22 protein-coding genes and 2 pseudogenes are annotated in these 20,832 nt (G+C 66.4%); 8 read left to right on the top strand and 16 right to left on the bottom strand.

What is annotated here, in order from left to right; translation table 11 throughout:
* Positions 1–17 precede the first annotated feature (17 nt).
* Genes ACQVDU_RS01275 through ACQVDU_RS01265 form a run of 3 tightly spaced genes read left to right on the top strand, consistent with a single transcriptional unit; the run spans position 18 to position 3,209 of the window.
* Positions 18–1,412, top strand: a complete 1,395-nt coding sequence (locus ACQVDU_RS01275; protein WP_443476086.1) for a class II fumarate hydratase — start codon at positions 18–20, stop codon at positions 1,410–1,412.
* 46 nt (positions 1,413–1,458) lie between these two features.
* The gene (locus ACQVDU_RS01270; RefSeq protein WP_363496717.1) at positions 1,459–2,556 is read left to right on the top strand and encodes a sensor histidine kinase; all 1,098 of its coding nucleotides are present in this window, start codon (positions 1,459–1,461) and stop codon (positions 2,554–2,556) included.
* Positions 2,553–3,209, top strand: coding sequence for a response regulator transcription factor (locus tag ACQVDU_RS01265; protein ID WP_300593035.1), 657 nt, complete (start codon positions 2,553–2,555; stop codon positions 3,207–3,209). Before ACQVDU_RS01270 ends, ACQVDU_RS01265 begins: the two co-directional genes overlap by 4 nt.
* A gap of 206 nt (positions 3,210–3,415) precedes the next feature.
* Here the strand turns inward: ACQVDU_RS01265 and ACQVDU_RS01260 are convergent, their stop codons facing one another.
* The 3 genes from ACQVDU_RS01260 to ACQVDU_RS01250 all read right to left on the bottom strand — a co-directional run bounded on the left by ACQVDU_RS01260 (position 3,416) and on the right by ACQVDU_RS01250 (position 6,933).
* Positions 3,416–4,780, bottom strand: a complete 1,365-nt coding sequence (locus ACQVDU_RS01260; RefSeq protein WP_443476085.1) for a PhoH family protein — start codon at positions 4,778–4,780, stop codon at positions 3,416–3,418.
* A 188-nt stretch (positions 4,781–4,968) separates the two neighbouring features.
* Positions 4,969–6,093 carry an aminotransferase class V-fold PLP-dependent enzyme gene (locus ACQVDU_RS01255; protein ID WP_443476084.1) on the bottom strand — a complete coding sequence of 375 codons (1,125 nt, stop codon included), beginning with the start codon at positions 6,091–6,093 and terminating at the stop codon, positions 4,969–4,971.
* A 51-nt stretch (positions 6,094–6,144) separates the two neighbouring features.
* Positions 6,145–6,933, bottom strand: coding sequence for an isoprenyl transferase (locus ACQVDU_RS01250; protein WP_300593040.1), 789 nt, complete (start codon positions 6,931–6,933; stop codon positions 6,145–6,147).
* 170 nt (positions 6,934–7,103) lie between these two features.
* Between ACQVDU_RS01250 and trhA the strand changes: the two genes are divergently transcribed.
* Complete coding sequence (gene trhA / locus ACQVDU_RS01245; protein ID WP_300593100.1) at positions 7,104–7,793, top strand: PAQR family membrane homeostasis protein TrhA; 690 nt, start codon at positions 7,104–7,106, stop codon at positions 7,791–7,793.
* 12 nt (positions 7,794–7,805) lie between these two features.
* Here trhA and ACQVDU_RS01240 read toward each other — a convergent pair whose 3' ends face one another.
* Positions 7,806–8,099 carry a hypothetical protein gene (locus ACQVDU_RS01240; RefSeq protein ID WP_300593043.1) on the bottom strand — a complete coding sequence of 98 codons (294 nt, stop codon included), beginning with the start codon at positions 8,097–8,099 and terminating at the stop codon, positions 7,806–7,808.
* A 65-nt stretch (positions 8,100–8,164) separates the two neighbouring features.
* On the opposite strand from ACQVDU_RS01240, the gene ACQVDU_RS01235 reads away from it, so the two are divergent.
* Together ACQVDU_RS01235 and greA are read left to right on the top strand one after the other, a co-directional pair.
* Positions 8,165–8,584 carry a DUF4307 domain-containing protein gene (locus ACQVDU_RS01235; RefSeq protein ID WP_300593046.1) on the top strand — a complete coding sequence of 140 codons (420 nt, stop codon included), beginning with the start codon at positions 8,165–8,167 and terminating at the stop codon, positions 8,582–8,584.
* A 79-nt stretch (positions 8,585–8,663) separates the two neighbouring features.
* Entirely contained in the window at positions 8,664–9,155 is a 492-nt protein-coding gene (gene greA / locus ACQVDU_RS01230; RefSeq protein WP_300593049.1) for a transcription elongation factor GreA, read from the top strand.
* A 9-nt stretch (positions 9,156–9,164) separates the two neighbouring features.
* Here the strand turns inward: greA and ilvA are convergent, their stop codons facing one another.
* Both ilvA and ACQVDU_RS01220 read right to left on the bottom strand, forming a co-directional pair.
* Positions 9,165–10,391 carry a threonine ammonia-lyase gene (gene ilvA, locus ACQVDU_RS01225; RefSeq protein ID WP_300593051.1) on the bottom strand — a complete coding sequence of 409 codons (1,227 nt, stop codon included), beginning with the start codon at positions 10,389–10,391 and terminating at the stop codon, positions 9,165–9,167.
* Entirely contained in the window at positions 10,388–11,581 is a 1,194-nt protein-coding gene (locus ACQVDU_RS01220; RefSeq protein WP_443476083.1) for an AI-2E family transporter, read from the bottom strand. Before ACQVDU_RS01220 ends, ilvA begins: the two co-directional genes overlap by 4 nt.
* Before the next feature lie 62 nt (positions 11,582–11,643).
* Between ACQVDU_RS01220 and ACQVDU_RS01215 the strand changes: the two genes are divergently transcribed.
* Positions 11,644–12,555, top strand: coding sequence for a hypothetical protein (locus ACQVDU_RS01215; protein WP_443476082.1), 912 nt, complete (start codon positions 11,644–11,646; stop codon positions 12,553–12,555).
* A 24-nt stretch (positions 12,556–12,579) separates the two neighbouring features.
* Here the strand turns inward: ACQVDU_RS01215 and ACQVDU_RS01210 are convergent, their stop codons facing one another.
* The 5 genes from ACQVDU_RS01210 to ACQVDU_RS01190 all read right to left on the bottom strand — a co-directional run bounded on the left by ACQVDU_RS01210 (position 12,580) and on the right by ACQVDU_RS01190 (position 18,074).
* Positions 12,580–13,473 (bottom strand): M48 family metalloprotease, encoded by an 894-nt coding sequence (locus ACQVDU_RS01210; protein WP_300593059.1) that lies wholly within the window; start codon positions 13,471–13,473, stop codon positions 12,580–12,582.
* A gap of 17 nt (positions 13,474–13,490) precedes the next feature.
* Entirely contained in the window at positions 13,491–14,060 is a 570-nt protein-coding gene (locus tag ACQVDU_RS01205) for a LemA family protein (RefSeq protein ID WP_300593062.1), read from the bottom strand.
* A gap of 66 nt (positions 14,061–14,126) precedes the next feature.
* Positions 14,127–15,440: a D-arabinono-1,4-lactone oxidase gene (locus ACQVDU_RS01200; protein WP_300593065.1), complete on the bottom strand. Its 1,314-nt coding sequence runs from the start codon at positions 15,438–15,440 to the stop codon at positions 14,127–14,129.
* Positions 15,437–16,666, bottom strand: a complete 1,230-nt coding sequence (locus ACQVDU_RS01195) for an alanine racemase (RefSeq protein ID WP_300593068.1) — start codon at positions 16,664–16,666, stop codon at positions 15,437–15,439. The genes ACQVDU_RS01200 and ACQVDU_RS01195 overlap by 4 nt, the downstream gene beginning before the upstream one ends.
* Before the next feature lie 112 nt (positions 16,667–16,778).
* Positions 16,779–18,074, bottom strand: a complete 1,296-nt coding sequence (locus ACQVDU_RS01190; RefSeq protein ID WP_443476081.1) for a DUF222 domain-containing protein — start codon at positions 18,072–18,074, stop codon at positions 16,779–16,781.
* A gap of 72 nt (positions 18,075–18,146) precedes the next feature.
* On the opposite strand from ACQVDU_RS01190, the gene ACQVDU_RS01185 reads away from it, so the two are divergent.
* The gene (locus ACQVDU_RS01185; protein ID WP_300593073.1) at positions 18,147–18,608 is read left to right on the top strand and encodes a GNAT family N-acetyltransferase; all 462 of its coding nucleotides are present in this window, start codon (positions 18,147–18,149) and stop codon (positions 18,606–18,608) included.
* Here ACQVDU_RS01185 and ACQVDU_RS01180 read toward each other — a convergent pair.
* From ACQVDU_RS01180 to ACQVDU_RS01160, 5 genes and pseudogenes are all read right to left on the bottom strand, one after another.
* Positions 18,592–19,272 (bottom strand): response regulator, encoded by a 681-nt coding sequence (locus ACQVDU_RS01180; protein ID WP_300593076.1) that lies wholly within the window; start codon positions 19,270–19,272, stop codon positions 18,592–18,594. The two genes, ACQVDU_RS01185 and ACQVDU_RS01180, sit on opposite strands and share 17 nt — an antisense overlap.
* A pseudogene (locus tag ACQVDU_RS01175) lies at positions 19,269–20,369 on the bottom strand (sensor histidine kinase); the annotation flags it as partial. The gene ACQVDU_RS01180 and the pseudogene ACQVDU_RS01175, both read right to left, overlap by 4 nt.
* Positions 20,362–20,586 (bottom strand): annotated as a pseudogene (locus tag ACQVDU_RS01170) (potassium-transporting ATPase subunit KdpA); the annotation flags it as partial. The pseudogenes ACQVDU_RS01170 and ACQVDU_RS01175, both read right to left, overlap by 8 nt.
* A gap of 1 nt (position 20,587) precedes the next feature.
* A complete protein-coding gene (kdpF, locus tag ACQVDU_RS01165) occupies positions 20,588–20,677 on the bottom strand; it encodes a K(+)-transporting ATPase subunit F (RefSeq protein ID WP_300593079.1) in 90 nt (29 codons plus the stop codon).
* Positions 20,674–20,811 (bottom strand): hypothetical protein, encoded by a 138-nt coding sequence (locus ACQVDU_RS01160; RefSeq protein ID WP_300593082.1) that lies wholly within the window; start codon positions 20,809–20,811, stop codon positions 20,674–20,676. The genes kdpF and ACQVDU_RS01160 overlap by 4 nt, the downstream gene beginning before the upstream one ends.
* Positions 20,812–20,832: the final 21 nt, after the last annotated feature.

The following is a 20,832-nucleotide window of genomic DNA, read 5'->3' as shown; positions in this document are numbered from 1 at the left end:
AGCGAAGGAACGAGGACGTGACTGACATCGAGTACCGCATCGAACACGACACGATGGGCAAGGTGCGCGTTCCCAAGAACGCACTGTATGCCGCGCAGACCCAGCGGGCCGTCGAGAACTTCCCCATCTCGGGCGATGCGCTCGATCCCGCGCAGATCGTGGCGCTGGCGCGCATCAAGAAGGCCGCAGCGCTGGCCAACCGAGACCTCGGCACCCTGGACGCTCAGATCGCGGAAGCGATCGCTGCGGCGGCCGACGAGATCATCGGGGGGGCGCACGCCGACCAGTTCCCGATTGACGTGTACCAGACCGGCAGCGGAACGTCGTCGAACATGAACATGAACGAGGTCCTCGCTACCCTGGCGACGCGCAGCCTCGGCCAGACCGTGCACCCCAACGACCACGTGAACGCTTCGCAGTCATCGAACGACGTCTTTCCCACCTCGGTGCACGTCGCAGTGACCCAGGAGCTCATCGATGACCTCATTCCCGCGCTTGACCACCTGTCGGTAGCCCTCGAAGAGAAGGCAGAACTCTGGAAGAGCGTCGTGAAGTCCGGCAGGACTCACCTCATGGATGCCACTCCCGTGACCCTCGGCCAGGAGTTCGGCGGCTACGCGCGCCAGATCCGTCTCGGCATCGAGCGTGTTCAGGCTGTCATCCCCCACGTGGCCGAGGTGCCGCTGGGCGGCACCGCCGTCGGTACCGGAATCAACACTCCTCTCGGATTTCCGCAGAAGGTCCTGGAGATCCTGGTCGCTGAGACCGAGCTGCCGATCACCGAGGCCAAGGATCACTTCGAGGCCCAAGCTAACCGCGACGCGCTTGTGGAGGCATCGGGTGCTCTGCGGACGATCGCGGTGTCGCTCACGAAGATCAACAACGACCTGCGCTGGATGGGGTCAGGCCCGAACACGGGTCTCGCCGAATTGCGGATCCCCGACCTGCAGCCGGGCTCGTCGATCATGCCCGGCAAGGTGAACCCTGTCGTTCCCGAGGCGACCTTGATGGTGTGCGCGCGCATCATCGGCAACGACGCGACGATCGCCTGGGCGGGAGCCTCGGGCGCGTTCGAACTGAACGTCGCGATCCCTGTCATGGGGACGGCACTGCTCGAATCGATCCGGCTGCTCTCGAACACGGTCCGGGTCCTGGCAGACAAGACGATCGCGGGTTTGGAAGCCAACGTCGACCGCGCCTCTGCCTTTGCCGGCATGTCGCCGTCCATCGTGACGCCGTTGAACAAGCTGATCGGCTACGAGGCGGCGGCCAAGATCGCCAAGCACGCGGTGGCCGAAGGGATCACGATTCGGGAAGCCGTCGTTGCCCTGGGCTACATCGAGCGCGGCGAGCTGACCCTCGAGCAGCTCGACGAGAAGCTCGACCTGCTGTCGATGACCCACCCGGGCTGAGCTGGCGTGGATGCGCGGAGCCGACGCTCCGGGCCATAATCACCCCATGACACGGTCCCAGCGGCCGCGATCCGCGCGCACTCGCATCGTCACGGGAGTGGCGCTGGCGTGCGCAGTCGCCCTCGCCCTCGTCGGGGGCGTGACGTTCACGGTGCAGGCTGCGGCGCTGTGGCGTGCCGGAACGCCGCTGGATGGCCTGCTGATTCCCATGATCGTCTTCGGCGTCGCATCCGTCGTCACCATTGCTCTCGTCGCCCTCGTCGGCTGGTTCGTCGCCGGGGCGGCACTGCGGTCGATCGCGGAGGTGCGTGAGGTCGCCGACAGCATGACGCTGGCCGATCTCAGCCGCCGTCTGCCATCCGAGGGAGGCGATAGCATCGCTGACCTGTCACAGACTGTCAATTCGATGCTCGACCGCCTCGAGGGTTCGGTTGACTCGCAGCGACAGCTGCTGGATGACGTGCGTCACGAGCTGAAGACCCCGATCACCATCGTGCGCGGACACCTCGAGATCATGAATGCGTCGGATCCCGCCGACGTCGAAGCCACTCGGGCGATCGGCATGGCGGAGCTCGATCGCCTCAACCGACTGGTCGAAGACATCGATCTCTTGGCAGCGGCGGAGACCGACACCTACGCGTCTGATGAGATCGATCTTGCCGCCCTCAGCACACGCATGGCGGACATGGTCGCCGTCATTCCCGGACACGACTGGCGCGTCACCGATAGAGCTTCAGGGCTGATGCTCGGCGACGGTGACCGCCTCCTTCAGGCGTGGTTGCAGCTGGCTGACAATGCCTCGAAGTACTCACCCGACGCGAGTCCGATCGACATTGGCAGCACGGCTGACGCAGGAGAAGTCCGTTTCTGGGTGCGCGACCACGGTCCCGGCGTGCCGCCGGCAATGCGCCATCGCATCTTCCGTCGATTTGACCGAGCGGGACGACGCCGAAGTGTGGGAGGCTCAGGGTTGGGATTGGCAATCGTCGATGCCATCGCGAAAGGCCACGGTGGCCATTGCGAGGTGACCGATACCCCCGGGGGTGGGGCAACGTTCACGATCCACGTGCCGCACACCAGCGGCGCGTCCTATCCGGCGCCGGTGCGCGCCGATGACGTGATCCATCAGGGGGGAAAGCGGTGACGAGGATCCTCATCGCAGAAGACGAGCCGCAGATCTCAGCGTTCGTGGAGCGGGGGCTGCGCGCAGCGGGCTACGACGTCGTTGTCGTCGACGACGGTCCACCTGCGCTCGACTTTCTTCGGGGCGGGGGGATCGACCTCGGCCTCCTCGATATCGGTCTGCCCACGGTGGACGGGCTCGAGGTGCTTCGGCAGATTCGTCGCGAGGGTCGCACGGTGCCGATCATCATGCTCACTGCCCGCACCAGCACCCGGGATACTGTCGAAGGCCTGGAGTCCGGGGCGAACGACTACATCCGCAAGCCATTCACCTTCGAGGAACTGCTCGCGCGCGTGCGCTCGCGGCTGCGGGAGGTACCCACCGACGCGGGGACGACGATCGTGCATGGCGAGGTCTCGCTCGACCTGTTGTCACGGCGGGCACTGGTTGCAGGACGAGAGGTGGAGCTATCCGCTCGCGAGTTCGCCCTCGCTGAGCAGTTCCTCCGCAACCCGGGTACGGTCTTGTCTCGCGAGCAGCTTCTCAGCCGCGTCTGGGAGATGGACTTCGATCCGGGGTCGAACGTCGTCGACGTGTACGTGCGCTATCTGCGGGGCAAGCTCGGCGCCCACCACATCGCGACTGTCCGCGGCGCCGGCTACCGCTGGGAGTAATGAGAATGCCCCCGGCGTCTGGGGTGTCGCCGGGGGCAGGCCGGTTATTGGGGGGTCACCGACCGGAGGGCCTCGCGATCTGGGGGGCTCGCGGAACCCGTTGCAACCATGGTGACAGAAGCCAGGGCCCCGATGACCGACCGCTCGATGAGACTCTTCTCATGGTTTCCTTCGCGCGCGCCCGGCGTGCGCTCGGAGCGATCCCGTCAGGACAGCTCTCCCGACTCCAGAAGGTCGGTGACCAGAGCCGCAATCGCCGAACGTTCCGAGCGCACCAGGGTGACGTGACCGAACAGCGCCTGGCCCTTGAGGGTCTCGATGACGGAGGCGACACCGTCGTGGCGCCCCACCCGGAGGTTGTCTCGCTGGCCGACGTCGTGGGTGAGCACCACTCGCGAGTTCTGGCCGATGCGGCTGAGCACCGTCAGCAGCACGTTGCGTTCGAGTGACTGGGCCTCATCGACGATCACGAAAGCGTCGTGCAGGGAGCGACCTCGGATGTGCGTCAGAGGCAGGACCTCCAGAAGTCCCCGTTCCACGACCTCGTCGAGGACGTTCCCGGAGACCACGGATCCGAGCGTGTCGAACACCGCCTGACCCCACGGGTTCATCTTTTCTGCCTGGTCACCGGGCAGGTAACCGAGCTCCTGACCGCCCACCGCGAACAGCGGACGGAAGACGATGATCTTCCGCTGCTGCTGCCGCTCGAGCACAGCCTCGAGCCCAGCACACAGGGCAAGAGCCGACTTGCCTGTGCCGGCCCGGCCACCGAGGGACACGATGCCGATCTCCGGATCCAGAAGGAGATCGATCGCGACGCGCTGCTCAGCCGAACGACCGTGCAGCCCGAACACGTCGCGGTCGCCGCGAACGAGCCGGAAACCGCCATCGCCGGTGACACGACCAAGGCCCGACCCCCGCTCAGAGTGGATGATCAGGCCCGTATTGACGGGAAGGCCCGTCACCTGGTCGCTGGTACCGACCTCGCTCTCGTAGAGATCGCTGAGTTCGTCGCCGGAGATGTCAAGGGTGGCTATGCCAGTCCACCCGGAGTCGACTGCCTGCTCAGCAAGGTACTCTTCGGCCGAGATGCCCAGGGACGCAGCCTTGACCCGCATCGGGAGATCCTTCGAGACGACGGTGACCTCCTGGCCGTCGGATGCGAGGTTCATGGCCACGGCAAGGATGCGACTATCGTTGTCTCCGAGTCGCATACCTGAGGGCAGTGCATCGGGATTGGTGTTGTTCAATTCGACGCGCAGGGTCCCACCGGCGCCGACAGGAACCGGGAAGTCAAGTCGCCCGTGCTCGACCCGCAACTCATCGAGATGACGCAGCGCCTGCCGCGCGAAGTAGCCGATCTCGGGGTCGTGCCGTTTGCCTTCGAGTTCGGTAATGACCACCACCGGGACCACGACATTGTGCTCCGCGAATCGGAAGAACGCGCGCGGATCGCTCAGCAGCACCGATGTGTCGAGCACGTAGGTGCGCAGCGTCTGATCCTGCTCGGCATCCTCGATCCGGTCATCCTGGTGAACCCGGTTCTGTGCCTGTGCTGCCCGTGTGGTCACAACCCACTCCCGCCCCGGGTGGTAATTCCCGGTACCCAGCGAGTCGACCAGGGGTCACGAGTCGCGGTCCTGACGGCCGACCCGGTCGGGCGCCTTGCCCGACGAGTTGAACGTACGACGGGGAGCGGGTGGCGTAGGCATCGACACGCTGTCGGTCCCGTTACGTCGAGGTAAATTCCTCGCGGGTTCTACCAGGCTCGCGAAGCAGAGTAGGCCGAAAGTGCGGAGGCGAACAGCGAGAGGGATTCGTCGTCGGTCCCGGCGTGGGTGGAGACGCGGATCGTGCCGCCGCGAGGAGTAATCGTGACTCCTGCGTTGGCGAGCGCAGCCGCCAGCGGTGCGGCATCCTGCGGTTCGGGAGCCAGGGTCACGATTCCCGCGCGAAGCTGGGGCTCTCGAGGAGTGATGACGGGAATGGCGTTCTCGTCGGCGATCTCGATCACCCGCGTCGCCCGCGTCTCGACTGCTGCGCCGATCGTCGCCACGCCGACCTCGTGAATCTCATGGAGCGCACTTCCGAGGCGCGCGGCCGCAAGCGAATCGGCCTTCGAAACGATGAAGGCGCGCGCGTCACGCGACGGCTCGGGCACCTCATCCACGGGCAGCCCGTCGGCGACACCGGCGTAGCCCGAGAGCACGGGGGTCAGCCGGTCGACGGCGCGCGGGCTGTAGGAGGCGACCCCGGTGCCGCGCCCGGCGCGCAGCCACTTGTATCCGTTCGCGCAGACGACGTCGGCGGCACCGTAATCGGCGTCGACGATCCCGAGCCCCTGGATCGCGTCGACGATGAGCAGGCGATCCCCGATCACATCGCGGAGGGCGCTGAGGTCGACGCGATAGCCGGTGCGGAAATCCACGAGGCTCACGGCGACGGCGGTCACCTCATCGGTGAGGGCGTCGCGGACGGCATCCGGAGTCATGAACCCGTTCTCGGGATCCAGCCACGCCGCTCGCATGGTACCGAGCGATGCCTCGGCGCGCGCGGCGGCAATGGTGAGGGCGGGGAACTCAGCGCGCGACAGCAGCAGCGTGCCGCTGAGGCCATAGATCGCCTGCTGCAGGCCGTGGCTCGTCGAGGGCTGAATGACGATCTGCTCTGCGGGCACACCCAAGACGGATGCCGCGTGAGTACGCGACTGGTCGACGTGCTCGTTCACCAGGTCGACGCTCGAACGGCGCCCCGTGCCCAGCAGCTCGGCATCCGCGTGAACTTCGCTGCGAACATTGGGAGACAGCGGACCGAATGCCGCCCAGTCGAGGTAGCCGGGCTCGGAATCGAAGGACTCGATATACGTCGTGATGTCACCCGTCACGGTCACATTGTGGCACGCCCGAGGCGCACCACGGGCGGTTGCATCCCACGCTCAGCTGCCGAAGCGGCGCTCACGACTCGCGTAGTTGCGCAGGGCACGAAGAAAGTCCACCTCACGAATGTCAGGCCCGAGAGCCTCCATGAAGTAGAACTCGCTGTGAGCACTCTGCCAAAGCAGGAAGTCGCTGAGCCGCTGCTCTCCCGACGTTCGGATCACGAGATCGGGATCCGCCTGCCCCCCGGTGTAGAGGTGCTCGCCGATCTGCTCGGGCGTGAGGCTCGCCGCAAGCTCCTCAAGGGACCCGCCGTCCCGATCGTGGGCGGCGATGATGCTACGGACGGCATCCACGATCTCGGAGCGGCCCCCGTAACCGACCGCGAGATTCACGTGGAGGCCGGGGTTTCCCGCTGTCCGGTCCTCCGCGGCACGCAGCACGCTGGTGAGCTCAGGGGGAAGGAGCTCGGCCCTGCCCACGTGCTTGACCCGCCAGTCGCGAACCCGCGAGATCTCCTCGGCAAGCTCGGCGATGATCTGCAGCAGGTCGTTGAGCTCTGCAGCGTCGCGTTTGCGGACATTGTCCGTCGAAAGCAGGTACAGCGAGACCACCTTGACTCCGAGGTCGTCGCACCACTCCAAGAACTCGCGCATCTTCGCAGCACCCGCACGATGACCGTGCGCGGCAGTCTCATACCCGAGCTGACGAGCCCACCGACGATTGCCGTCGATCATCATCGCGATGTGATGCGGCATGTTCTCCGGTGTCAGTTCGCGGCGGAGTCGAGCTGTGTAGAGCCGATACAGCGGGCCCTTGCCGCGCGCTGTTCCGACTCCCGATGCCACACGGCCACGTTACTCCTGCGCCACACCGATGCGAGGACGATCAGCAGCACCGGCGCGTTCCCCCGCGGGAATACTCGGGCCCGTAGGCTCGGGGTGTGACCCCGTCTGGCGTGAACCACCCGACCGAGCGCCCGGCCGCCGAATGGGACGAGGCCGTCGATGGCGCTGAGATGCCCCGACTGCCCCTCATCGAAGAGGCCGAGGCAGTCGCCTCCGACGAACTCAAGCCGTCCTGGCGCGGCTGGATCCACGCGGCGACCTTCCCGATCGCGATCGCTGCCGGCATCGTCCTCATTGTGCTGTCACAGGGCGCGGCGGCGAAGTGGTCGGCTGCCGTATTCATGCTCACATCGCTGCTGCTCTTCGGCAATTCAGCCCTGTACCACCGGTTCCGCTGGAAGCCGAAGACCCGTGCCGTCCTCAAGCGCATCGATCACGCCAACATCCTGCTGCTGATCGCGGGAACCTACACCCCGATCGCGGTGCTCGCGCTCCCGACAAGCCAGTCGGTCATCCTGCTTTCTCTCGTCTGGGGCGGGGCGATTCTCGGCATCCTGTTCCGCGTGTTCTGGATCGACGCGCCGCGATGGCTTTATGTGGCGCTCTACCTCGTGCTCGGCTGGGCGGCGGTCATGTACATCGTGCCGCTGTTCCAGGCCAACGCCGCCATGATGGTCCTTGTCGCGGTGGGCGGCATCCTCTACACACTGGGCGCCGTCGTATACGCGCTCAAGCGCCCGAACCCGTGGCCGAACCACTTCGGATTTCACGAGATCTTCCACGTGTGCACAGTGCTCGCGTTCCTGTGCCACTGGACGGCGTGCCTGCTCATCGGACTCAGCCCCGCCTATCACGGCTAGCGCCCCGCGCAGCTAGGACCGCTCGGGCTCTCCGGGCTCGGGATCTCCGCCGTCAGTGTCTGCGGGCTCTGAACCCGACTCCGCGGCAGCTTCCGCCCGCGCCTCGGCGTCCAGTTCTTCGCGGATGTCGGCGCGCACCCGGCCACGACGGATGCGACGCATCATGTCGGTGATGAGCAAGATAACGACGACCGCCAGCAGTGCGATGACCAGAAAGCCCCACGGGCCCGGGGTGACGAGGTCGGGGTTGACCGTCTCCGACGGGCTTGGAACCGGGGTCGAGGTCCCCAACAAAATGCGCATCATGTCTCGTTTCGACTGGCCAGCGTCTAGCCTGGAGTTCCAGCCTAACGACTCACGAGACACCGCCGATGACGACCGCCCCCCCCACCTCTGACGACGCGATCCGCGCGAAACTCGACGATCGCTACGGACGCCGACGCGCACGCGCACCGCGGTGGGTCATCGGCCTCGGACTCGTGATCGTCGTTGCCGTCATCGGATGGTTCGGCTGGATGACGGTGGCCAGTTCCCTCGAAAGCGTGGATGCCGACACCACCGGATTCACCGTGGTCGATGACGGGTCAGTGAGCCTGAGTTTCCAGGTGACGGCGCCCCTGGAGCGCGAGGTAGCGTGCATCCTTGAGGCGCAGGACGAAGAGCACGGCATCGTGGGCTGGCGGGTACTGGTGATTCCTCCCTCGAGCGATCACACGCGGGCGTTCGTCGAGACGATCCCGACGACAGCGGCGGCGACGACGGGTTTGATCAACTCATGCTGGGTGACGTAATCTGGCGGAACTGATTTCCACGACGCCCTGGCGCTGCCGGGGCGTCTTGCCATATCGGCGCCGACGAAAGGAGACGCTCGTGTCCAGCGATGCCCCGGTGACCTTCCTGACCCAGGAGGCCTTCGACCGCCTCCACGCCGAGCTCGAGCACCTGTCAACCGTCGGCCGTGAAGAGATCGCCAAGCGCATCGAAATTGCACGCGAAGAGGGCGACCTCAAGGAGAACGGCGGCTACCACGCCGCCAAGGACGAGCAAGGCAAGCAGGAGGCGCGGATCCGCACGCTCCAGGCCCTGTTGAAGAACGCCACGGTGGGCGTCGCGCCCGAGAGCACGGGCGTCGTCGAGCCGGGCACGGTCGTGACCGCCGTCGTCGCCGGTGGCGAAGAGGTTTTCCTTCTCGGTAACCGCGAGATCGGTGCCGGGTCAGAGCTCGATGTCTACAGCGAGGCGTCGCCGCTGGGCTCTGCCATCCTGGGGCTGAAGGAAGGCGACAAGACGTCGTACACCGCGCCCAACGGGCGGGAGATTGCGGTCGAGGTCGTCAAGGTCGAGACCTACGGCGGGCAATAGGCCGCCGCATCAGTCCGCGTCGACGTGGACGACGAACCCGGCGTTCTCGAGCGTCGCGATGACGTGCGCCTTGTGTTCTTCGCCGCGCGTCTCGACACTCAACTGCAGGATCACCTCGCTGATCTGAAGACCCTGCCCATGACGGGTGTGCAGGACTTCAATCACGTTGGCGCCCGCAAGCGCAAGCAATTCTGAGACCCGCGCCAGCTGTCCGGGGCGATCCGGCAAGGGGATGCGCATCGTCATGTAGCGACCGGATGCCGACAGTCCGTGTGCGACGACGCGCTGCAGCAGCAGCGGGTCGATGTTGCCACCCGACAGGACGCACGCGGTCGGCCCGTGAGCTGTGACTTTGCCAGCGAGGATGGCCGCAACACCGACGGCCCCAGCAGGCTCGACGACCTGCTTCGCGCGCTCGAGCAACACCAGCAGTGCCCGCGCGATGTCGTCCTCGGACACCGTGACGACCTCATCCACCAGCTCGCTGATGATCTCAAAGGGCAGATCTCCCGGCCGTGCAACGGCGATTCCGTCGGCGATCGTCGCCCGAGTGGCAACCTCCAAGGGCCGTCCGGCTGCAAGCGACGCCGGGTAGGCTGCGGAGTTTTCGGCTTGGACGCCGATGACGCGCACCGTGCGGCCGACTGCCGCGGCGCGCGCCTTCACCGCGGCGGCGACACCCGACAGCAATCCCCCGCCGCCGATCCCGATGATGACGGTATCGAGGTCGGGCATGTCATCCATCAGTTCGAGGCCGAGGGTGCCCTGCCCGGTGATGATGTCCCCGTGGTCGAAGGGGTGAATCAGCACGGCGCCGGTGCGCTCCGCGAACTCCGCCGCCAGGCGAAGCGGCGTCTCGACGGTGGCACCCTCGAGGATGACGTCAGCGCCATAGCCGCGCGTAGCAAGGAGCTTCGGGACGGGCACCCCGAGCGGCATGAAGATCGTCGCCGGGATTCCGAGTTCACGGGCAGCAAGCGCAACCCCCTGTGCGTGGTTTCCTGCCGATGCAGCAACGACACCGCGCGCGCGCTCATCTTCCGTCAGCCGCGACAGCCGGTACGCGGCACCGCGGATCTTGAACGAACCGGTGCGCTGCAGGTTTTCGAGCTTGAGTGCGACGGGGACGCCGAGCAGGTCGGTCAGGTGCAGGGACTCGTCCATCGGTGTGCGCCGGATGACGCCCGAAAGAGTTGCTGCAGCATCCTCGATCTCGGCCAGGGTGGGGATGCTCACTTGCTGATTCTCCTCGGGCGGGGAACTGTCGACCAAATCAGGTCGGGGGCGTCGAGTTTCGCACCGGGCTCCCATGCCCGGTCGCCGAGGTAGACCGCCACGACGTTGATGAACGCGGCGAGCGGCACGGCAAAGAGCGCTCCCGGGATTCCGGCTATCAGCGCGCCACCGGCGACCACCAGGACGACGGCAAGGGGGTGCACTTTGACCGCCGATCCCATGAGAAGCGGCTGAAGCACATGACCCTCGAGTTGCTGAACGCCGAGCACGACCACCAGCATCCACAGCGCGATCCAGGGTCCGTTGTAGACGAGGGCAAGGAAAACGGCGAGCGCGCCGGTGACGACGGCTCCGACGATGGGGATGAAGGAACCGAGGAACACGAGCACCGCGATGGGGATCGCAAGCGGAACGCCGAGCAGGAACGCACCCAAGCCGATCCCGATCGCGTCGATCGTGGCGACGAGCAACTGGGTTCGTGCATAGTTGGCGACGCTCACCCAGCCGGCACGGCCGGCGCCATCGACAGCGGGTCGCGCCGCTCGCGGAAACAGCCGCGTAGTCCAGCGCCAGATCCCTGATCCGTCGGCGAGGAGGGTAAGGAGGATGAAGATCGTGAGCAGCGCCCCTGTTGCGACGTGCCCGACCGTGGTGCCGATGGCCAGCGCACCCGACCACAGGAGCTCTGCCTGCTGCTGAATGAAGGTCCAGGCCTGCGCGAGCAGGTCATCGATCTGGGTCTCGGTCAGGTGGAGCGGCCCGTCGATCAGATACTGCCGGAACTGCTGTATGGCCTCGATCGTGCGCGTCTGTACCGAAGACCACTCGCGCGTGATCTGCCAGATGGCGAGCCACAGTAAGCCGGTGACGATAGCTGCCGTGCCGAGGACGGTGATGGCGATCGCAAGCCACCTCGGGAAGCGCAGGCGCAGCATCCCCGTGAACGCGGGCCAGACCAGCGCCGTGATCAGGATCGCGATCAGCAACGGAATGACCAGCAACTTGAGCTGAATGACGAGCCAGATCCCGACACCGATCGCCGCGGCAATGACCAGGAAGCGCCACGCGTACGCGGCGGCAAGCTGGAAGCCTGAGGGGATGCCGCGCGTTTGCTGCATCGTGACGATCCGTCGCCGGTCCCGGATCGCGTCGAAGAACGACCCCGTGGGCTTGTCGTCGGACGTGCTCATCCGTTCAGTCTAGAACTGGCACATGCCGTGAACCGGATGTGCTGGCGCGCTAGCGTGGGGGTGTGAAACGTGGCCCCCTGATCGCCGTCGTTGCGGCGGGAGTCGTGCTTCTGGCAGTCGCCGGACTTGTGCTGTGGCTTCTCCAACGCCCGCCGGGACCGCAGGCAGTCGCCGAGGACTACCTCCGTGCGCTGGCCGGCGGCGACGCCGACACGGCGTTGGATCTCGTCGCCTCCGACAGCCTCGATCCGTCGTTGATCGAAGCCGCGTTCGCGGGGGCTACTGCCACGATCTCGGATGCCGAGGTCACAGGCGTCATCGAGGATGGCGAGACTGCCACCGCGTCGATTACCTACACCCTCGATTCGACCTCCGGCTCGGGTGAGCTGATGCTTCAGCAGACTCCCACCGGCTGGAAAGTCGCCCCGGACGGGCTGGGTACGGTGACGATCACGTCGGCCCTCGGTGATGCCGCCGCGATCGGCACAGCGGTGTTCGGGGTGAACGAACCCGTCGTGTTGCTGCCCGCGCTCTACCAGATCGACGCCGCTCCGGTCGGCATCCTGACCGGAGCGCTGACCGTCGCCGTGGCACCTGGCTCGGCCGCGACAGCAGCACTGCAGCCGCAGCTCTCGGACACCGCGCTCGAGACGGCATCCGCACAGGTGCAGGCATACGTCGACGCATGCACCGCTCCTGCCGATGCGGTGCCCGAGAACTGCGGCATCCGGGTTCCCTGGGCCGCAGACCTCGCCACACTGACCTCGCTCTCTTTCCGCGTCGAGACGGCACCGACGCTCGCCTTTGCCGAGGACCTGTCGAGCTTTGCCGCCACCGGCGGGGTCCTCGTCGCGACGGCATCCGGCACGACCCGGGACGGATCGGCGGGGACGTTCACCTATCGCACCGACGATTGGTCGCTGCGCGGAGGCATGGCCTTCACCGGCAACCAACTCGTTCTGTCGGTCGACTGACCGACCCAGCTGCCAGCGGTGATCTCAGAACTGCCCGCCCATCGTGTGCAAGCGTTCAATGCGGTCTGGGATCGGCGGGTGGGTTGCGAACAGGCGCGACATGCCCTTAGCGCTGAGTGGGTTGGCAAACCACAGGTGGGCCATCGACGTGTTCTCGCGGCTGAGCGGTTGCGCGTGCTGCTCGAGCTTGGCGAGCGCCGAGGCGAGGCCGTCCGGGTCGCGGGTCGTGAGCGCGCCGGTTGCGTCGGCGAGGTACTCGCGTTGACGCGAGATCGCGGCCTGGACCGCACCGGCGAGAAGCGGTGCGACGATCGCTGCGACGATGCCGAAGATGAGGAAGAACAGCTGCGCTTGGCCGTTGTTGCCCCCTGAGCGGCGTAGACCACCGAAGAACGCCATCCGCATCAGGATGTCGGCCAGCAGCCCCACCGCCACGACGAGGCCGAACACGATGAGCGAGACCCGGATGTCGTAGTTGCGGATGTGGCCGAGCTCGTGTGACAGCACGCCCTCAAGTTCGCGGTCGGTCATGATCTCGAACAGGCCCGTCGTCACGGTGATCGCAGCCTGTTCGGGTTTGCGGCCGGTGGCGAAGGCGTTCGGCGCGGCATCCTCGACGACGTACAGGCGGGGCATCGGCGTGCCGGTCGTGATGCACAGGTTCTCGACGAGCCGGTAGTAGCGGGGCGCCTCCTCGCGGGACACAGGGATGGCGCCGGCCATCGCAAGCGCCTCACGGTCGGCCGCGAAGTACTGCACGGTGGCGTAGCCGACGGCGAAGATCAGCACGAAAGCCGTCACCCACCAGTTGTTGCCCATGAGCCATCCGGCGAGCAGCCCGATGGCTCCCAGGCCCACGACGAACAGGACGAGGATGAACCAGGTGTTGCGCTTGTTCCGCGCGATGGCGCTGTACATGCGACCTCAGGGGTCGATCAGAACTGAATGCGCGGCGGCTCGGAGATCGCTGCCCCGTCGACGACCTCGAAGAACTCCCGCTCAGTAAAACCGAGATTCTTCGCGAAGAGGTTGTTCGGGAAGACCTTGATCTTGGTGTTCAACTCGCGAACGCCACCGTTGTAGAAGCGGCGGGATGCCTGAATCTTGTCTTCGGTGTCGACCAGCGCCTGCTGCAACTGCAGGAAGTTCGTGCTGGCCTGCAGCTGGGGGTAGGCCTCAGCGACGGCGAACAGCGACTTGAGAGCTTGCTGCACGTGACCTTCGGCGACACCAGCTTCTGCGGGCCCGGATGCGGAAAGGGTCTCGGCTCGCGCCTGGGTGACGTTCTCGAACACCGCTCGCTCATGGGCCGCGTAGCCCTTGACGGTCTCGATCAGCCCCGGAATCAGGTCAGCTCGTCGCTTGAGCTGGACGGTGATGTCACTCCACGCCTCATCGACACGCACGTTCAGCTGCACAAGCGAGTTGTATGTCGCCCACAGATAGATACCGACGATGACGACGAGCGCCACGACGATCAGAACCGGGATCAGCCACTCCCACATGGCCCCCATCCTAGGGGACTCGGCTGCCCGCTGACTGTGAGTGCGTCGGGTGCCGCCACCACGGGATCAGGCGCCGAGGACCCGTTCCAGGTAGGTGTTCTGGAACGCGCGACGCGGGTCCAGCCGATTCCGCAACGACACGAAGTCATCGAACCGGGGGTACCGCTCACGCAGCCTGTCGGCATCCAGCGTGTGCATCTTGCCCCAGTGTGGTCTTCCGCCGTGGGCGAGCATGATCTGCTCGACGGCGGTGAAGTACTCCGTCGGGTCTTCACGCCAGTATCGGTGGACGGCGATGTAGCCCGAGTCGCGGTCGTGCGCTGTCGAGAGCCACCGATCATCGGCGGCGGCGAAACGCACTTCCACCGGGAAGGAGATTCGCCATCCGCGAGCACGAATGAGCGCCCGCATCTCGTCGAATGCCGGACGCACGGCAGCCGCCGGCAGCGCATACTCCATCTCGCGGAAACGTACGGTGCGGCTCTGGGTGAAGACCCGGTTGGACCGGTCGGTGTAGTCGCGGTTGCCGGTGAGCTTAACTGCGAGCCGAGAGAACGGGGGCACGACGGCGGGGACGCGCGCACCGACACCGCACACTGCGCGATAGACACCGTTCGCGAGGAGTGTCTCATCGACCCACTTCCCCACCACAGGCAGGGGCTTGCGGACGGCTGATTCGGGCAGACGCGTGTTGCACTTGGTCAGTGCGACATCCGTGTGGGGGAACCAGTAGTACTCGAAATGGTCGGTGCTCGCGACCCGATCATCGAGCGTGTCGAGCACGTCCAGGAGAGGCTCGGGGCGCTCCGTTGCTTCGAGCACGAAGGCAGGAACGCATTGGACCGTGATATCGACCAGGATGCCGAGCGCGCCAAGGCCCAGGGCGACAGCGGGGAGGAGGTCGGAGTTCTCGGTGTCGCTCACCCGCAGGATGTCGCCGGTTCCCGTGACGAGTGTGACGCCGACGATCTGCGTGGATATCCCGCCGAAGGCCGCGCCGGTTCCGTGTGTCCCTGTCGAGATAGCACCGGCAATGGTCTGCCGGTCGATGTCTCCGAGGTTCTGCATCGCCAGTCCGTGCGGCGCGAGAAGCCCCGGGATCTGGTGCAGTCGCGTTCCGGCACGCAGAGTGACGCGACGGCGTTCGTGATCGATGGAAACGAGACCTGAGAGATCGGTGAGATCGAGCAGGACGTCGGGTGCGATAGCGATTCCTGTGAAGCTGTGCCCGGCGCCCACCGCCTTGATGCGTCGGCCGCGGGTGATGGCAGCCTGCACCGAGCGCTGGACGGCATCCGGGGATGCCGGGAACTCGACGCTCTGCGGTCGTACCCGCGCCGAGCGTGCCCAGTTCTGCCAGGTACCACCGGGTCGTGTCACAGGAACGCCTTCCCTTCGCCGCGATACGTCGGTGCTTCGCCGACGACGGTGTCATCGTCCACGAGCAGATAGTGATCCACGCGCTCGGCGAGCTCCCCGCTCTTGGCATGCCGGAACCACACCCGATCCCCGACGCTCAAGCTTCGAGCAGCTTCGCCCTGCAACGGGGTCTGTACCTCCCCCGCTCCTTCGCGAGGCAGCGTTCGAAGGCCCGCGGGCCACACCGGCTTCGGTTGACGCGACGCGACGGGCGGGCCTGACGCGATCCATCCGCCGCCCAGCACCGTCGCGATGTCGGAAGTGGGCTTGCGGACAACCTCAAGGGAGAAGGCTGCAGCCGGCTGAGGAGCGAAGGCGCGGTATCCGTCGAAGAGGTGGCCGGCGAACAGGCCGCTTCCCGCCGTCACTTCCGTAACAGCCTGGTCGGATGCCGTGAACTCCAATGATCCGGTTCCACCGCCGTTGACGAACTCGAGGGGGGCGATCGGGCGGAGGGCGGCGACGATCGCCTGACGTCGCTCCAGAAGTTCGGCGGACGATCGCTGCTGCATCCATCGAATGAGGCCATCACCAGAACCGGTAGCATCGCCCTGGCCCGCAATCTGCGCCTCGTACATCATGAGTCCGACGAGTCGGAAACCGTCGCGTCGGGTGATGGCCCGCGCGAGGCTCGCCACCTCCCCCGGTTCGTGCACGGGCGAGCGGCGCACGCCGATATGGCCGAGCGCGGGGGCGCGCCACGATGCGTCGGCATCGATCGCGAGGCGGATCGTCGGCCTTGCACTCGGCGGTACGACGGCGTCAACGACGTCGAGCTGGGCGAGATCGTCGACCATGAGGGTGACGCGCGTGCATGCCTCCTCGCTCTGGGCGAGGGCGAGGATCGCCGCGCGGTCAACGGTCGGATACCCGAGCACGACGTCGTCGTGCGTCTCGGCGAGCCAGAGCGCTTCGGGCAGCGTGAAAGCGAGAATCCCGGCATAGCCGGGGAGCGCGAGGGTCGCGTCGATGGCTTCCCGCACACGAATGGACTTGCTCGCGACGCGGATCGGGACGCCCGCCGCGCGCACCGCCATGTCGAGTGCGTTGTGCCGGAGGGCCCCGAGGTGCAGGGTCGCCACGGGGCCGGAAACGTCGGCTATCGCATCCGTTTGTCTGCGCCAATAGGTGGCGGCGTCGGGAGCCGGTTGTTTCGCATCCGCCATGGACTGAGCAAGCGACACCATGACGGCACTCTACTGGCCGAACGCGAGCTCACCGGTACGGCGTGCACGGATCACCTCGCCGAGCTCGCGCCGCGGACCCAGCACATCTATCGTTGCCTGCTCCAAGGCATGTTCAGGCGGCGTTGGGGTAGAAGGTGGGGAGGTGTCGTTCAGGTTTCACGACATACCGGCGGCCGTGTGGGGATACCGTGTGGTGGCCTTGGCACAACGGTGCCGTGTTCGTCACGGACGTTTCACCGCCGTCGGCCCACGCGACCGAATGATCGATCTGACACTGCGAGGCAGGTTTCCCGCATCCCGGGCCCATGCACCTGTCAGCCCGCCACGTCACCAGTCTCGCCATCTCCGGCGGTGGCCGATACCTCGTGCGCCCAACCGAGACCACGGCCCCGGTCTCCGGGTGGGTCAGAACCCGCATCCACCCCGACGCGTTACCGGCCAGCTCCCGGGCCGTCTCGATCGGGATCGGACCAACCCCCTCCACCTCCGCCGGATCGGTCACCCCCTCAACACCCAGCAGCGCCAGGGCGGGGACGGTGACGACCACGGTCGCGCGGATCCCCCGAGCCTGCTCCGGGTGCTGGGCCACAGTCCCGTCGATGAGGAGATCGCAGAACACGTCAGCACGAATCTCATCCAACGACCGCTCCCCCGAACCATCGGGCGAACCGCCCCGGGTCGAACCGCGGTCGTGGTCACGGATCACCACCGCCTGCTGGGTGACACGCCCGTAGATCGCATGGGCTTCCACCGACGGAACCAGAGCGTGCACCCACGACATCGAATCCCCCGCAGGCTCCACCAGGATCCGACGCCCCCGCACCGCCACCTGGTGACGCTCGGTCAACGTGGGGGCGGTTTCCCGGTCGATCAGGCGGCGTAGCGCCCGCCGGAACGACCCCACCGGCAACGACTCCGCCAACCCCAACGCCCGCCCCACCAACCGTCCCGCAACATCAGGGCCCAACACGTCGAGGTCATCGACAAGGATCTCCGCGTGCCGAACGGTCACCCGCGACCGAGACAACGACTCCAACACCGCCGGGTACGAGTGCACAAGCGACTCGGCGCGAGCGAGCATCATTCCTGCCGCGTTCTCCGTCACCCGCAGAGCCGACGCGAGCTCCAGCCGCAGGGACCGCATCACCAGCTCCCGGGATCCACCCCCGTACCGGGTGACGTCATCGAGGGCCTCCAGGCGCAGGTCATCGACCCGAGCGAACCGCTGCGCAGCGAACACCGCCTCAAGATCAGCAGCCTCAAGCACAAGAGCGACAGCATCCGGACGCGGTGGAACCCAGCCGGCCACCTCAGCATCCCACTCCCGCACATCCCCCTCATGCACGAACCCGTCAGCATCCGGAACCCCGGGCCACCGCCCCGAATCACCCGCACCGACTGCTTCCATACCCCGACACTACGAGGGGCCTCCGACATTCACACCCCGAGCTTCACGAGCCACGAGTGATTGACTTGGCGAGTGGACCTGAGCCCGTGCCTCGCTCGTGATATCGCGGATCTGACGACGTTTCTGGCCACAGCAGACCTTACGATCAGCGGCATCGAGGAACCGGGAGTACGAATCTGGGTCGAGCGAGACGACTCGGGAGAAATGGTCGGAAGCACGGGTTACGAGCTCAGCGGAGATGGTGATCACGCGCTCATTCGGAGTGTTGCCGTAGCGACTCCTGTTCGCGCCCGCGGCCGCGGAAACGCCCTCGCACGGTTCGCTCTCGCTCGGGCAGCCGAGGGAGGCGCGACACGTGCGTGGCTATTCAGCCGGCGCTCTGGCCCGTTCTGGCAGCAGTTGGGTTTTGAACCTGCCAACAGATACGAGCTTGCAGAGTCGCTAGCGAACACCCATCAGGTTCGGTTCTTCCAGCAGACCGGACAACTGCACAACGAACGGGCGTGGTCGCGGGCGATCAAGCCTCAAGGTTGAGTCGGTAGCCCATCCCTGATTCGGTCAGCAGGTGGACCGGATGGCTGGGGTCGACCTCCAACTTCTTACGCAACTGCGAGATGTAGAGACGCAGGTACCCGGTGTCCGTCACCTGCTCGGTGCCCCAGAGGGTCTTTAGCAGCGTCTGCCGCGTCACCAGAGTGCCGGGGTTGCGGGCGAGGAACTCCAGCATCCGCCACTCGGTCGGAGTGAGATGAACACGGGCGCCGCGTCGCCGAACACTCTTGGCTAACAGATCGACCTCGACGTCCCCGAAGCGCACCACGGATTCTCCCGTCGGCGCCGATGAGGACCGCCGTGTCAGTGCACGCAGACGTGCGAGGAGCTCATCGATCTGGAACGGTTTGGTGACGTAGTCATCTGCGCCGGCATCCAGCGCCTCGACCTTGTCGCCGGAACCCGAACGTCCTGACACCACGATGATCGGCACCTCGCTCCAGCCTCGAATGGCGTGGATGACCCCGACCCCGTCGAGGTGCGGCATCCCGAGATCGAGCATGATCACGTCGGGGTATTCCTTGGCGGCGAGCGCGATCGTCGTCGGTCCGTCGGGGGCCGCCACGACGTCGTAACCGTGCGCCGCGAGCGTGATGCGCACGGCCCGCACAAGTTGCGGGTCGTCGTCTGCGACCAGAACCTTCATGACGCCACGCCCGTCCGCTCGTCGGCAGCCGCATCGTCATCCTCGGCCACAGGTGCAGTGCCAAGCTCCACCACCATCGTCAGGCCACCGCCCGGAGTATCCTCGGCCGTCAATGTCCCGCGCATACCCTCGGTGAAACCGCGGGAGAGCGCAAGCCCCAGCCCGAGCCCCGTCGTGTTGTCGGTGTCGCCCAGCCGCTGGAACGGCGTGAACATGTCGGATCGACGATCCGTCGAGATGCCAGGACCACGGTCGATGACCCGCACCTGAACGCGATCACCGAGAACGCTGGTCGTCACTCTCACCGCGGTACCGACCGGCGAGTGACGCTGTGCATTGGAGAGCAGGTTGACCACGACACGCTGCAGCAACACGGGGTCGGCGAGCACATTCGGCACCCCCACGTCCAGAGCAAGCTCCACCGCGCTCGGACCCAAACCGAGTTCGTCGAGCGAAGCAAGCACGACGTCTCCGACATCCGTCGACGTCAGCAAGACGGCGAGTGCTCCGGCCTCGATCCGACTGACATCGAGCAAGTCGGTGAGAAGCCGCGAGAGGGTGTCGAGGCTCTCGACTGCTGTGTCCAGCAGATCCGCGCGGTCCTGCTCACCGAGCGCGGCCCCCGCGGCGCGAAGCCCGCCGACAGCGGCAAGCGCGGCGGCGAGCGGGCGACGAAGGTCATGGCTCACCGCCGAGAGGAGGGCGCTGCGGACCTGATCGGCTTCAGCAAGGATGTCGGCTGCCCGGGCGGTCTCCTGAAGTGCTGTCTGCTCGAGCGCGGCGTCGAGCTGGGCGACCACAACACCCAACAAGCGCCGCTCCGATGCGTCAAGATCGCCGCCGTGAAGTTCCAACGTCGCGCGCTCGCCGATGGGTACGTCGCTGTGTCGCCCGTTCGGCAGCGGCTCGCCGTCGGTTGCGAGCACCTCGCCCGATTCGCCGACGAGGCGGGCGCCGGACATTCCGAACGACTCGCGCGCACGAGCAACGAGGGCCGGAACGGCGCCCTGACCACGCAGCACCGAGCCCGCGACAGTTCCAATGAGCTCGGCTTCGGCGGTGGCGCGCCGGGCATGACGCGCCGCACGAGCCGACCGCAGAGAAGACGAGAACGCCCCGCGCGTAGGCCTGCCATGTCTGCTCAGAGCGCGAATCGTCTCCGATCAGCCGGTATACGCCTCGTTCGACGCGCCAGTCCTTCGTCGACGCGTAGGTACGGGCTATCCAGTCGCCCAGGGGGCGGTGGAGCAAGGCGAGGATCAGCAGCACGGTGCAGATCTGAAGGATGCCTGCCCAGATCGTCGAAGCATCCACGTCAGAACCTCTCCGGGTTCAGCAGCGCAACGATGAGATAGACGAGCGCAGCCACCGCGAGCGTGACGGCAAGCACAGAGAACACGATCATCGGCGCTCACCTGCGACCGGCAGGGAGGGAGAAGGGTCCGAAGACGGCCGGATCAGCCGCTCGACCCCCTTTGCGATCAGGCCGACGAGCGCGAACAGGGCGAGCGTAGCGGCCACGGAAATGACGTCGAGCACGGGGAACTCCCGGGGTTGCTG

It is taken from the genome of Microbacterium sp. F2 (assembly GCF_052274505.1).
In the GTDB taxonomy this organism is placed as follows: Bacteria; Actinomycetota; Actinomycetes; order Actinomycetales; family Microbacteriaceae; genus Microbacterium.
The sequence above is the reverse complement of the archived record's forward strand: the minus strand, read 5'-3'. Positions and strand labels throughout refer to the sequence as shown.

Excerpts from the sequence above, each read along its gene's own strand:
- trhA (WP_300593100.1), top strand. The coding sequence starts at position 7,104 with ATGCCCCGACTGCCCCTCATCGAAGAGGCCGAGGCAGTCGCCTCCGAC.
- ACQVDU_RS01235 (WP_300593046.1), top strand. The coding sequence starts at position 8,165 with ATGACGACCGCCCCCCCCACCTCTGACGACGCGATCCGCGCGAAACTC.
- ACQVDU_RS01270 (WP_363496717.1), top strand. The coding sequence starts at position 1,459 with ATGACACGGTCCCAGCGGCCGCGATCCGCGCGCACTCGCATCGTCACG.
- ACQVDU_RS01205 (WP_300593062.1), bottom strand. The coding sequence starts at position 14,060 with ATGTGGGAGTGGCTGATCCCGGTTCTGATCGTCGTGGCGCTCGTCGTC.
- kdpF (WP_300593079.1), bottom strand. The coding sequence starts at position 20,677 with ATGATCGTGTTCTCTGTGCTTGCCGTCACGCTCGCGGTGGCTGCGCTC.
- ACQVDU_RS01210 (WP_300593059.1), bottom strand. The coding sequence starts at position 13,473 with ATGTACAGCGCCATCGCGCGGAACAAGCGCAACACCTGGTTCATCCTC.
- ACQVDU_RS01220 (WP_443476083.1), bottom strand. The coding sequence starts at position 11,581 with ATGAGCACGTCCGACGACAAGCCCACGGGGTCGTTCTTCGACGCGATC.
- ACQVDU_RS01190 (WP_443476081.1), bottom strand. The coding sequence starts at position 18,074 with ATGGAAGCAGTCGGTGCGGGTGATTCGGGGCGGTGGCCCGGGGTTCCG.
- ACQVDU_RS01240 (WP_300593043.1), bottom strand. The coding sequence starts at position 8,099 with ATGATGCGCATTTTGTTGGGGACCTCGACCCCGGTTCCAAGCCCGTCG.
- ACQVDU_RS01195 (WP_300593068.1), bottom strand. The coding sequence starts at position 16,666 with ATGGTGTCGCTTGCTCAGTCCATGGCGGATGCGAAACAACCGGCTCCC.
- ACQVDU_RS01180 (WP_300593076.1), bottom strand. The coding sequence starts at position 19,272 with ATGAAGGTTCTGGTCGCAGACGACGACCCGCAACTTGTGCGGGCCGTG.